Source organism: Caulobacter segnis, assembly GCF_029543125.1.
In the GTDB taxonomy this organism is placed as follows: Bacteria; Pseudomonadota; Alphaproteobacteria; order Caulobacterales; family Caulobacteraceae; genus Caulobacter; species Caulobacter segnis_D.
Map to the genome: position 1 here is coordinate 580,842 of NZ_JARQWW010000002.1, position 11,578 is coordinate 592,419.

Sequence of the window (11,578 nt, forward strand, 5' to 3'; positions counted from 1 at the left end):
TGGCTCAGGCGGGCTGGACGCCGGCCTCGTTGAGCCATTCCAGGATCTTCTGCTTGGGCATGGCGCCGACCTTCATGGACGCCATCTGGCCGTTGCGGAACAGCATCATGGTCGGGATGCCGCGCACGCCGTAGCGCGACGGGGTCGTGGGGCTGTCCTCGATATTGACCTTGGCGACGGTCACCACGTCGGCCAGCTCCTCGGAGATCTGCTCCAGGGCCGGGGCGATCTGCTTGCAGGGACCGCACCACTCGGCCCAGAAGTCCACCAGGACGGGTTTGTCGGCCTTCAGCACGTCGGCTTCGAAGGATTCGTCGGTCACCGTGACGGTGCTCATTGGCGATAGCTCCTCATCGCGGCGGGAATCGCCCGCGCGTTCTTTCAGCGAAAGATGTAGGGCGGGGGTTCCGCCGCATCAACTGTTGCGAAGGCGACGGGCGAGCGCATCGGCCATCACCTTTTCTGGAACCGGCATCAGCTTGGGACCATCGGTCCATACAAGCGCGCCCTCGATGGTTCTGCCCGGGAACACCTCGGCCAGGACGGCGGTATAGACAGCCATCTGCACCAGATAGGCGTCTTCGGCGTCCTCGATCCGCTCCGGGGCGGGGCGGTTGGTCTTGAAGTCCACCACCAGGACGCGGTCGGGGAGCACCACCAGACGGTCGACACGGCCGGACACCGCCAAGCCGCCCGGCAAGGTGCTGGCGGCTCCGGCCAGGGCCACCTCGGCGCGGGAGCCGGGACCGAACACCTCGGCGAAGCGGACGTCGTCCAGCACCGTCAGGGCGGCCCGGGCCATTTCGGCCCGCTGCTCCGCGGTCAGGTCGCGCTCGCCGTTCAGGAGGCGGCGGGCGGCGGCGGGACGCTCGGCTGGCGCCACGTCGGGCAGGAGCTGCAGCAGGCGGTGAACGATGGTCCCGCGGCGGTAGCGGCCGAGACCGGCGACGCGCGCCAGGGGCGACGGCGCCTTCACCGCCTCATCCTCGCCCAGCATGGACGGGGCGGCATAGCGGACGTCCGGCCGTTCGGGCGTCGCCGCCTGACGCGCCCAGGCGGGCAGGGCCACGGGCGCTGCAGCCACGGCTTCAGCCAGCGGCAGACGCATGGGATCGGGGCCATAGCGGCGGAAGCTCCCATCGCCCTCGCCCAGCGTGCGGACGTCCGGCGCGATATCCGGATGGCTGAAGGCGGCCTGGGCGGCGCCGTACCAGCCGGCCACGTTCTCCAGCTTGGTGCGGGCGTCGATGCGGCCGCAGAGGATCAGGCGGTCACGGGCGCGGGTCAGGGCCACATAGAGCAGGCGTAGCCCCTCCTCCTGGTCCTTGACCTTGCGGCGCTCGCGGGCGGCGGCGGAAGCCTCGCAGTCGTTCCTGGACGAAGCGCACCACAGGAAGCCGCCGTCGGCGGTGCTCAGCATGGGGGAGCCGCGCGAGGCGTCCTTCAGAGCCATCTCCGGCAGGATGACGATGGGCGCCTCCAGTCCCTTGGAGCCGTGGGCCGTCATCACCCGCACTTCCTGGCGCGCGCCTTCCATCTCGCGCTTCACCGTGATGTCGAGGGCGGCGAAGTCGGCGACCAGGGCCTCCAGGTCGTTCACCCCGCGCTGCTCGGCGGCCAGGACCTGGGCCAGGAATTCGTCGAGGGCGTCGGCGGCCTCGGCCCCCAGGCGGGTCAGCATGCGCGAGCGCATGGAGACGCCGTCCTCGCCGCTGAAGTTCAGGGCGCGGGAGAAGAACTCGAACGGCCGGCGGCCAGCCTCGCCCCGAGCCCAGCGCAGGAAGACGGAGGCGGCGTCGCCGCGCTCGCGGGCCAGGCCCCACAGGTTGGTGTCTCCGCGCCCGTGAGCCAGGGCGTAGAGGTCGTCGTCCGAATAACCGCAGAACGGGCTCTTCAGCAGGGCCGCCAAGGTCAGCTCGTCGCGCGGATAGAGGGCGAAGCGGGCCAGGGCCAGCAGGTCATCAAAGGCGATGTGCGCCGACAGAGCCAGGCGGTCGGCGCCGGCCACGGGCAGGCCGGCGTGCTTCAGCTCCCGCAGGATATCCTCGAACAGGGCCTTGCGGCGGCGGACCAGGATCAGAACGTCGCCCGCCGTGGCCGGGCGCCATTCCCGCGTCTCCTTGTCGAAGATCGCGTCGCCTCGCGCCAGCAGGGCCTTGATTTCGGCGGCGATGCGGCGGGCCAGGCGGCGGTTGGCGCTTTGGGCGCCCTCCACGTCCAACGGCGCGTCCCAGGCGTCGCGCTCGTCCTCCTTGATCTCCTGCTCAAGGGGCCAAAGATCGACGCAGCCCGCGTGTTCGATGCGGAAGGGCCGGTGGATGACCCGATCCTCGCCGGCCGGGGGCGGCACCCCGGCGCGCATCTCCGGCGCCTCGAACAGGGCGTCCACGAAGGACAGCACCTGCTTGGTGGAGCGGTAGGAGACGGTGAGGGGCACGCCCTTGGCCGTGCGGCCCACCGCCTCGATCAGGCCGATATAGCGCTGGGTCTCGATCAGCAGGCGTTCGGGATCAGCGCCCTGGAACGAGTAGATCGACTGCTTCTCGTCGCCCACCACGAACAGGGTCCGCTCGTCCGTCCCCGTGCGCCAACCCGGCGCGCCGGCCCCGCTGAAGAACTCGCCCGTCAGCTCGCGCAGAATGGCCCACTGTTCGGGGGCGGTGTCCTGGGCCTCGTCCACCAGGATGTGGTCGACGCCGCCGTCCAGCTTGAACAGCACCCAGGCCGCGTCCGCCCTGCGGGTGAGGAGCTGGTGGACGTGCTCGATCAGGTCGGTGAAATCGAGGGCGCCGCGGGCCCGCTTCTCGGCCTCGTAGGCCTTGGTGTAGGTCCAGGCCAGCAGCAGGATGTCGGCGGTGTCTGCCGCCACCCGAGCAGCGCGGCGCAGGGCGCGGACGTCCTCGAGCGCGTTCTGCTGATCGAGCAGACGTCCCCGCAGATCCTCGCGGCTCTTCAGCCCGCTGGTCTTCATGGGCCAGGTGGCGGGCGTGCCCTCGCCCTTCTCGGTGAACAGCGGGACGAGGGCGTCTTCGAGCGTGGCGTCGGGATTGTTGGCCACGGCGGCCATCTGCTCGGCGCACTTGATGTCGGTCTTCCCGCCCGTGGCCAGCACCTCGGCGATGTCGCGCCACAAAGCGCGGTCGAGACGGGTCATGAAGTCGGCGCCGATCGTCTCCGGATCGCGCTCCTCGGTGCTGTTGGTGCAGACCCGCCAGATGTCGGCCCGGGTCTCCAGGAAGCCGCCGCAGCGGTCCACATAGGCGGCGATGGCCCCGCGCCGGTCCTCGAAGGTGCGGAACATATTTTGGAAGGCCTGAAAATCGAGGGCCACCGAGAAGCGGGCATAGGCCTCGCCCAGCAGGCCGCCCTTCTCCGCCTCCAGCGCCGTGCGGCGGCGGGCGGCCTCGGCCAGGGCGGCGGCCGCCGCATCGTCCATCACCGTGAAGCCCGGCGAGACCCCGGCCTCCAGCGGGAAGCGGCGCAGCAGCTTTTCGCAGAAGGCGTGGATGGTCTGGATCTTCAGGCCGCCCGGCGTCTCCAGGGCGCGGGCGAACAGGGCGCGGGCCTTGGACAGGTCGCGCGGCGCCTCCGCGCCTTCCAGCTTGCCTAGGGCCTCGGCCAGGCGAGCGTCGTCCAACACCGACCAGCCGCCGAGGGTCTCGAAGAGGCGGCGCTGCATCTCGGCGGCGGCGGCCTTGGTGAAGGTCACGCAGAGGATAGCCTCCGGCGCGGCTCCGGCCAGCAGCAGGCGCGCCACCCGGTCGATCAGGGTCTTGGTCTTGCCCGAACCGGCGTTGGCCGTGACGAAGGCGTTGATGGCCGGATCGGCGGCGACGGCCTGGGGATCGAAACCCGTCATTCGTCGCCCCCGTCCTCGCCGGCGGTGGACCATTCGAACACCCGGGCCAGGTGGGCGTAGTCGCCGGCGTGGTCCTTCACGAACTGCGGGGCGACGCGGGACAGGTAGGGTTGCTCGGGATCGGCGTAGCGGTCGATCAGGCGGCGCAGGCCCTCGAAGGCCTGTTCGGCGGCCTTGAGGCTTTCGCCCCCTGCGGCGGCGATGGTCACTTCCTGACCCGCGGGCTTGCGGCCGGTGACGCGGACATAGGTCAGGTCGCCGGGTGCGACCTTGCCGATGCCCTCGAATCCGCCGCGCAGCAGGATCGCGGCGGTGAGGGTGAGCTGAGGGGAGAAGCCGGCCTCGACCATCTTGGCCGTCGGCGCGGCGCCGGTCTTGTAGTCGAGGATGTGGCCCATGCCGTCGGCCGTGACCTCGATGCGGTCGGTCTTGGCGGTGAGGGTGAAGTCGCCCAGGGCGCTGGAGAAGGTCACGGCGCCGGACTGCTCGACGATGATGCGCGCCGAGTGTTCGCGACGGCGGGCCTCCAGATCGGCCACCCAGGCGGCGGCCTCGGTCGCCAGAGCCGCCTCGCGCACCAGGGCGGCGTCTGGCATCCCCTCGTCGCGCAGGGCGTCGAGATAGAGGTCACGGAAGATGTCGGCCAGATCGGCGGGCAGCGGGCCGGGATGAGGATGCCGCAGGGCCAGTTGCTCGAAGGCGCGGTGGATGGCGGTGCCGCGCGCCCTCACGTCCACCGGCTCGTCCGGCCGGTCCAGGCGCTTCAGGTTCAGGATGGCCCGCGCCCAGACGGCGTAGGGATCGCGGGTCAGGGCCTCGATGCGGGTGACAGGCATCTGGGTCGGGCGATGCTCGACCGGCGGCCGGGGGGCCGGGCGTCTCACCGGATCATAGGTCGCGGGGGCGTCGATGGCGCGCGCCCATTCCAGAACATCATGGCGTTCAGGCAAGGCCGCGCCGGCGCCCCGCGCCAGGGTGCGCAGCCGCCAAAGCCAACGGGATTCCACGGCGGGCGCGCCGCCGCGCCGCTCACTGTGCACTAGCACGACTTCCGGGGCGCTGGCCGCCTGGGCGAAGTCGTGGGCGGACAGGCCGACGCGGCGTTCGGGCGGCGGCAGGCCCAGGGCCGTGCGCATGGGCCGCGACAGGAAGGGATCGGTAGGCGGGGCCTTGGGCCAGACGCCCTCCTCCAGCCCGGCCAGGATCAAGCGGTCGGCCCGGACCAGGCGGGCCTCGATGGCCCCGAGAATGCGCAGGCGCGGATGGGTCGCGCCGCCGGTGCGGACGCTCTCGCCGCCGATCAGACGGCCGAGCAGGTCGTGGAAGCCGGCGGCGGTGGCGGCGGGCAGGCCGTCGCCTTCCCCGGACAGGGCGGCGAGCAGGCTGCCCAGGCCCTCCCCGCCCGCGCCGTTCCACAGGGCGCCATAGCCGTCCGGCCCGTCGGCCAGGGCCTCCATGGACCGGGCCAGGGCCGCCGCCGCGTCGGGCGGCGAGGCCGGGCCGGCGGCGAAGGGCTGAGCCGCGATGTCGAGGGCGGCGAACAGGCGGCGGGCCAGATCGGCGGCCTCGGGATGCTTGGCCAGCTTGGCGAACAGCCGCTCCCGCGACGGCGGACGGGGGCCGCGCAGGCCGCGCGCCTCCAAAAGGCCGCGAGCGATGTTGAGGTCGACCTCCTCCAGGCCGAGGCGGACCAGCGGGTGCTTGACCACCGCCAGCAGGCGGACGGGGTCGAGCGGATCGGCGCTGAGCGCGGCCACATGGTCGGCCAGCACCGCCACGGCATAACCGGCCAGATCGGCGCCGGCGGAGTCGTCGGCCGCCACGCCCCAGCGGGCGAGACGCGCGCCGACCCTCCGGGACAGCTCACGGTCGGGGGTGACCAGGGCGCAGGTCACGCCCGGGGTCTCCAGCGCCTCGCGCAGCAGCAGGGCGCAGACCAGGGCGGCCTCCTCCTCCGTGCGGGCGGCGGCCACGGACAGGCCCTTCAGGCCCTCGGCGAAGGGATCGACGCCTTCCGGCGCCTCGGCGCGGAGGCGGGCGATCTGGGCCAACCAGTCGGCGGTGGCCTCAGCCGGGCGCAGGGCCTCATTGACCAGCCGGCGGCGCCAGCGGCCCTTCATGTCCGCGTCGACGATCCAGGGCGTGACCGCTTCACGGCCCACGCGATGGCGCTCCAGCAGGCGCTTCATGGCGCCCTGAGGATGCTGTTCGCCCGCATTGATCTGCAGCCAGGCCGTCTCGGCCAGGCCTTCGTCCAGACCGGGCAGGACCACCGCGCCCTGAGGCAGGCCGGCGATCACCCCGAGCAGGTCGGCGGTGGCGGGAGCCGTGCCGGTGGAGCCGGCGGCGATCATCACGCCCTGGGGCGGCTGGGCCTTCCACAAGTCGCCGAGGGCGCGCAGCAAGCGGACCCGGCGTTCGGACACGTCGATCAGGTCGAGCGCCCGCAGGCGATCGGACCAGGCGTCGAGGGCGGCGGTCAGGAAGCGGGCGGAGACCTGCCAATGCTTGGCGAGGTCGCCGTCGACCAGGCTCTCCAGGCGGCCCCGGCCGGCGATCTCCTCGATCTGGGCGCTGTCCAGGAAGCCGGCCAGGGCGTCGGCCATCTCCAGGGCGCCGGAAGCGTCGAGCTCCCGCTCCAGCAGATGGGCTTGGTCGGCGGCGATGCGGGCCAGCTCGAACCGGCGACGCCAGGACGAGACGGCGGGGGGCAGGTCGAGGGCCAGCTCGCCCGGCTCGAAGGGCGGCTCGCCCTCATCGAGATCGCCCAGGGCGCGGATCTGCGGCAGCAGCAGGGCCTTGCCCCCGGCCACTGAGACGAAGGCCTCGGCCAGAGCGCGGGCCCCGCGGCGGGTGGGGGTGAGGACGACGGCCTGGGAGAGCGCTTCCGGCCCCAGGGGCGACAGCCGGGCGTGCAGGCCGGCGGCCAGGTCCTCGACGAAGGGGCGATGGGCCGGGATCGAGAACCAGCGCGGCCCGGGGGTGTCGAAGATGCGCGTCACCGGAGGCGCGCCTCAGCCGCCTCCCGAGCGGCGGGATCGCCCACATGCATGAAGTGGGCGGACGGCGCGACGCCGTGCAGGCGGCCCTTGTCAGCCAGACGCCGCCAGAGGGGGGTGAGGGAGAACGGGCCGTCCGGCTCGTCCGCCACGACCGCCGGCTTGGCGATGTGGACGCCCACATAGAGGTAGGGGGCGATCTCGTCCGGCTGCTTGAAGCGCAGGCGGCCGTCAGCCTCGCGGAAGACGTCGCCGCTGTCGTGGAAGCCGATGGCGTCGCCCGTGCCGGTCAGCATCAGGCAGACGTCCATGTGATCCGGATCCCAGGCGGCGGCCAAGGCGTCGATGGCGGCGGCGTCCTCCGTCCAGACGGAGTCGATATTGGCCACGAAGACCGGGGCGTCGCCGAGCAGGGCGCGGGCCTTCTTCAGGCCTCCGCCCGTCTCCAGCAGTTCCTGGCGTTCGTCCGATATGACGATGCGCAGGTCCGTGCGCCTGGCCAGATGGGCCTCCATCAGGTCGGCGAAATAGTGGACGTTGACCACGGCGGTCTCGACCCCGGCGGCCACCAGACGATCGAGCATGTGGTCGATCAGGGCCTTGCCGCCGACCTCGACCAGAGCCTTGGGCCGGTCGTTGGTGAGCGGCCGCATGCGGGTGCCGAGGCCGGCAGCCAGCACCATCGCGGTCTTGGGTCCGCTCATCGCCGCGCTTCCAGCGGGACATTGGCGTCGAGCCACGTCTTCAGCGGCCCCATGGACGGTTCGGCCAGGGTGCGGTCGAGATAGCCCCACAGACGCGGCAGGAAGGCCTCGTAGCGGGGCTTGCCGTCACGGATCACCAGGCGGGCGAAGATGCCGATGATGCGGCAGGTGTTGAGCGCGCCCAGGGCGGCGAAGTCGGCGCGGAACTGAGCGGCGTCGATCTGCGGCCGTGCGGCGAGGTAGCGGGCGATGCAGCGCTCCTCCAGATCGGGCGTCACCTGGCGGCGGGCGTCGTGCAGCAGCATGGAGAAGTCCCAGGCCGGGTGGGCCTTCACCGCGTCCTGGAAGTCGATGAGACCCACGCGGGCCGGGCCTTCGCGGGCCGGCAGCCACAGCAGGTTCTCGGCATGGTAGTCGCGATGGCAGAAGACCGAGGCGCCCGCCTCGGCCCGCTGGCGGATCGGCGCCCACAGCGCGTCCCACTCGGCGATGGCCCGGGCGTCGAAGGACAGCTCGGTCCGCAGCTTCGGCAGCCATTCGACCAGCAGGTCCTGGGCCATCTTCAGAGCCAGGTCGTCATAGGTCAGCAGCGGCCAGTCCACATCGCCATAGGCCAGGGTGTCCGGCGTCGGGGCGGCGTGCAGCACCAGCAGGGCGTCGACGGCGGCGTCGTACAGCTGAACCTCGTTGGCGCCCGCCGCGATCTCGGCGGCGAACAGGCCGTCGCCCAGATCCTCCAGCACCGCCAGGCCCTGCGCCGCGTCGAAGGCGAGGATGGTGGGAGCCGACAGGCCCAGCGACTTCAGATGCCGGGCGCAGGCCACGAAGGCGTCCACCCGGCCGGCGGCCAGGCGATAGGCGGCGTTGAAGCCCAGGGCGATACGCTGTTCCGGCGTCGCATCGGGCGGACAGGCCGGAGTCTCGGCCTTGGGCGGCTGATCCATGAAGATCAGGGTCGAGCCGTCCGGCCGGTGCAGGCGCTCATAGGCGCGGGTCGAGGCGTCGCCGCTCAGGGCCTCGCGGCGGACGTCGCCGAAGCCGTTGGCGTCCAGGAAGGCGGCCTTGGCCGCGCTGCGATCAGAACTCAAGCTCGCGCCCTCTCCACGCGCCATGGCGGGTCAGCCGCGCACGGCGGCCCTCGCCTTCGGGCGTGATCTCTATATCGAGTCGGTCGGCGGGGAGCGCCCCGTCGAGCCGCTGCGGCCATTCGATCACCGCCGCGCCGTCCTCCAGCGCCTCCTCCAGCCCGATCTCGTAGGCCTCGTCCGGCGAGGCCAGGCGGTAGAGGTCGAAGTGGGCCACCGGAAAGTCCGGCCCGTCATAGAACTGGACCAGGGTGAAGGTCGGGGACGGCACGTCCTCGTCCGGGGTGGTCAAGGCGCGGACCAGGGCCCGGGCCAGGGTCGACTTGCCGGCGCCCAGGGGGCCGTACAGGCAGACCGCCTCGCCCTTGCGCAGGGCATGGGCCACGGTCCGGCCCAACCGGGCGGTGTCGGCCTCCTCGGCCAAGGTGCGTTCGATCGACGGCATCGCCGGCGACCATAGGGGGCCGCGCGGCGCCGTGGAAGCCGGGCCCTAGGGTTGGCGGCCGACTTCGGACCGTTCGTCGGAGGCTTGGGCCTCGTCGCGGTCGGCGTCGCTCAGGCTCGGCGCTTCTTCTTCCAGCTTGATGTCGTCGGGCAGGCCCGGCTCGCGGGTGGGATCGGCCTGCAGGCGCAGGTCTCTGGCGCCGACGCCGGCGCCCTGCTGGATGCTGCGGTTCGCCTGGGGCGTGGTGGGATCGTAGGAGCCGTCCTCGCCATAGGTTTCGGGGGTCTTGTCTTCGGCCATGGGGCGTCTCCTGTTGCTGGTCGGGTGAGCAACGGACGGGGTCGGGGGCCGTTCCGGCTTTTCAGCGAAGCCCTTGGCCGCTAACGAGACGGCCATGTCGATCCGCACCGCTTATCAGGACCGCCTCGCCCAGGGCCAGATCACGGCCGACGCGGCCCAGGCGGCCGGGATCGAGATCCTGGCCCGGCTGGAGGGGGCGCTGGACGCCGCCGGCGAGCCCGGCTTCAAGTTCTTCGGCCGCAAGCCCAAGAGCCAGAAGGGCGTCTATCTCTGGGGGCCGGTAGGCCGAGGCAAGTCCATGATCATGGACCTGTTCTTCGAAACCGCCCCCGTGCCCCGCAAGCGGCGCATCCACTTCCACGCCTTCATGGCCGAGGTCCACGCCGACATCGACGCCTGGCGCAAGGGCGACGCCGCCGCCCGCAAGGCGCGGTTCGGCCAGCACAAGGGCGACGATCCCATCGCGCCGACGGCGGAGAAAATCGCCTCCGAAGCCCGGCTGCTGTGCTTCGACGAACTGCAGGTCACCGACATCGCCGACGCCATGATCCTGGGCCGGCTGTTCGAGGGGCTGTTCGATCATGGTGTGACCCTGGTCGCCACCTCGAACCGGCCGCCGGACGACCTGTACAAGAACGGCATCAACCGCCAGCTGTTCACCCCCTTCATCGACATGCTGAAGGCGCGGATGGACGTGATCACCGTCGCCGGGCCGAAGGACTTCCGACTGGACCGTCTGCGGGCGGCGCGGATCTGGCTGGCGCCGATCAATGCGGACCATCGCCGGGAGTTCGACGGCCTGTGGGCGGACATGCTGGACGGCGACGCCGAGGCCGGCGCGACGCTGGAGGTCATGGGCCGCAAGCTGGCCCTGCCCCGCGCGGCGGGCGGGCTGCTGCGGGCCAGCTTCACCGAGCTTTGCGACAAGCCGCTGGGGCCGCAGGACTATCTGGCCCTGGCCGAGCGCTTCCACACGGTGTTTCTGGAAGACCTGCCGAAGCTGCGGCCCGAGAAGCGCGACGCGGCCAAGCGGTTCAACACCCTGGTGGACGCCCTGTACGAGGCCGGCGCCAAGATCGTCGTCCTGGCCGAGGCCGAGCCGGAGACCCTCTATCCCGAGGGCGACGGGGCGTTCGAGTTCGAGCGCACCGTGTCGCGCCTGCAGGAGATGCGGTCGGCCGGCTGGCTGGAGAAGACGCGGGACTAGGCTGCCGCTTTCTCTTCCTGGCGCAGGGTCAGAACGCGGACCCCGTCGCGGGTGACCGCCACCGTATGCTCGAACTGGGCGGAGAGCTTTCCGTCGGTGGTGACCACGGTCCAGCCGTCATCCTCGGTCCGCACGGTGCGGCGGCCCTGATTGAGCATGGGCTCGATGGTGAAGACCATGCCCTCGCGCAGGGTCAGGCCGGTCCCAGGGCGGCCGAAATGCAGGATCTGCGGCTCTTCGTGCATTTCGCGGCCGATGCCGTGCCCGCAGTAGTCGCGGACCACCGAATAGCCGGCCTTGCTGGCGTGGCGTTCGATGGCGTGGCCGATGTCGCCGAGCTTGGCGCCCGGGCGCACGGCGCGGATGCCCTTCCACATGGCTTCATAGGTGGTGCGGACCAGCCGTCGGGCGGCCGGGGCCACGTCGCCGATCAGATAGGTCTTGCTGGAGTCGGCGATGAAGCCATTTTTCTCCAACGTGATGTCGAAATTGACGATGTCGCCGTCGCGCAGAACCTCGTCCGCGGACGGGACCCCGTGGCAGACCACCTCGTTGCGCGAGCTGTTCAGCACGAAGCCGTAGTCGTACTGGCCCTTGCTGGCGGGCCGGGCCTGGAGCCCCTCGACGATGAAGGTCTCGACCAGGTCGTTGACCTGCATGGTGGTGAGGCCGGCGAGCGGCTGTTCGTCGAGGTGCGCGAAAACGGAGGCGAGCAGGCGGCCGGACTGCGCCATCAGCTCCACCTCGGCCGGTGTCTTGGTCATGGGGCCGCGTCCGCCAGATCAGGCGCGTCGACGCCCGCCGCCTTCAGCTCCCGCGCCACCAGCTCCTGGAAGGTGAGGCCGGGATTCAGCTCGCACAGCATGCCGATCCTGATCCAGAAGGCCGCCTGGCCGTTGATCGACCGATAGGACGCCTTGCTGGCCCGGCGAAGTTGCTCGTGAACCTCGTCCTCAATGTTGACGATGCCCATGGGGCG

At 71.4% G+C, this 11,578-nt stretch carries 10 protein-coding genes; 1 reads left to right on the forward strand and 9 read right to left on the reverse strand.

The annotated features are described in order from the left end of the window. Positions 1–4: 4 nt before the first annotated feature. The 7 genes from trxA to P7B02_RS07470 form a co-directional block, all read right to left on the reverse strand. Positions 5–337 (reverse strand): thioredoxin, encoded by a 333-nt coding sequence (gene trxA / locus P7B02_RS07440; protein WP_277785687.1) that lies wholly within the window; start codon positions 335–337, stop codon positions 5–7. Positions 338–415: 78 nt separating this feature from the next. Beyond that, positions 416–3,859: a double-strand break repair helicase AddA gene (gene addA, locus P7B02_RS07445; protein WP_277785688.1), complete on the reverse strand. Its 3,444-nt coding sequence runs from the start codon at positions 3,857–3,859 to the stop codon at positions 416–418. Beyond that, entirely contained in the window at positions 3,856–6,861 is a 3,006-nt protein-coding gene (addB, locus tag P7B02_RS07450; RefSeq protein ID WP_277785689.1) for a double-strand break repair protein AddB, read from the reverse strand. The genes addA and addB overlap by 4 nt, the downstream gene beginning before the upstream one ends. After that, a complete protein-coding gene (gene murU / locus P7B02_RS07455; protein ID WP_277785690.1) occupies positions 6,858–7,562 on the reverse strand; it encodes an N-acetylmuramate alpha-1-phosphate uridylyltransferase MurU in 705 nt (234 codons plus the stop codon). The genes addB and murU overlap by 4 nt, the downstream gene beginning before the upstream one ends. Then, on the reverse strand, positions 7,559–8,674 hold the full coding sequence (amgK, locus tag P7B02_RS07460; RefSeq protein WP_431355794.1) for an N-acetylmuramate/N-acetylglucosamine kinase AmgK: 1,116 nt from the start codon (positions 8,672–8,674) through the stop codon (positions 7,559–7,561). Before amgK ends, murU begins: the two co-directional genes overlap by 4 nt. Beyond that, the gene (gene tsaE, locus P7B02_RS07465; protein ID WP_277785692.1) at positions 8,640–9,092 is read right to left on the reverse strand and encodes a tRNA (adenosine(37)-N6)-threonylcarbamoyltransferase complex ATPase subunit type 1 TsaE; all 453 of its coding nucleotides are present in this window, start codon (positions 9,090–9,092) and stop codon (positions 8,640–8,642) included. The genes amgK and tsaE overlap by 35 nt, the downstream gene beginning before the upstream one ends. A gap of 45 nt (positions 9,093–9,137) precedes the next feature. Next, positions 9,138–9,392: a hypothetical protein gene (locus P7B02_RS07470; protein WP_277785693.1), complete on the reverse strand. Its 255-nt coding sequence runs from the start codon at positions 9,390–9,392 to the stop codon at positions 9,138–9,140. Positions 9,393–9,486: 94 nt separating this feature from the next. On the opposite strand from P7B02_RS07470, the gene zapE reads away from it, so the two are divergent. After that, the gene (gene zapE, locus P7B02_RS07475) at positions 9,487–10,599 is read left to right on the forward strand and encodes a cell division protein ZapE (protein ID WP_277785694.1); all 1,113 of its coding nucleotides are present in this window, start codon (positions 9,487–9,489) and stop codon (positions 10,597–10,599) included. On the opposite strand, the gene map is transcribed toward zapE, so the two are convergent. After that, positions 10,596–11,363, reverse strand: a complete 768-nt coding sequence (map, locus tag P7B02_RS07480) for a type I methionyl aminopeptidase (RefSeq protein ID WP_277785695.1) — start codon at positions 11,361–11,363, stop codon at positions 10,596–10,598. The genes zapE and map overlap by 4 nt on opposite strands. After that, complete coding sequence (locus P7B02_RS07485) at positions 11,360–11,572, reverse strand: ParD-like family protein (RefSeq protein WP_277785696.1); 213 nt, start codon at positions 11,570–11,572, stop codon at positions 11,360–11,362. The genes map and P7B02_RS07485 overlap by 4 nt, the downstream gene beginning before the upstream one ends. Positions 11,573–11,578: the final 6 nt, after the last annotated feature.

What these genes read in the sequence shown, in the direction of transcription:
- trxA (WP_277785687.1), bottom strand. Translation starts at nt 337, where the DNA reads ATGAGCACCGTCACGGTGACCGACGAATCCTTCGAAGCCGACGTGCTG.
- addA (WP_277785688.1), bottom strand. Translation starts at nt 3,859, where the DNA reads ATGACGGGTTTCGATCCCCAGGCCGTCGCCGCCGATCCGGCCATCAAC.
- murU (WP_277785690.1), bottom strand. Translation starts at nt 7,562, where the DNA reads ATGAGCGGACCCAAGACCGCGATGGTGCTGGCTGCCGGCCTCGGCACC.
- amgK (WP_431355794.1), bottom strand. Translation starts at nt 8,674, where the DNA reads ATGGCGCGTGGAGAGGGCGCGAGCTTGAGTTCTGATCGCAGCGCGGCC.
- tsaE (WP_277785692.1), bottom strand. Translation starts at nt 9,092, where the DNA reads ATGCCGTCGATCGAACGCACCTTGGCCGAGGAGGCCGACACCGCCCGG.
- P7B02_RS07470 (WP_277785693.1), bottom strand. Translation starts at nt 9,392, where the DNA reads ATGGCCGAAGACAAGACCCCCGAAACCTATGGCGAGGACGGCTCCTAC.
- zapE (WP_277785694.1), top strand. Translation starts at nt 9,487, where the DNA reads ATGTCGATCCGCACCGCTTATCAGGACCGCCTCGCCCAGGGCCAGATC.
- map (WP_277785695.1), bottom strand. Translation starts at nt 11,363, where the DNA reads ATGACCAAGACACCGGCCGAGGTGGAGCTGATGGCGCAGTCCGGCCGC.
- P7B02_RS07485 (WP_277785696.1), bottom strand. Translation starts at nt 11,572, where the DNA reads ATGGGCATCGTCAACATTGAGGACGAGGTTCACGAGCAACTTCGCCGG.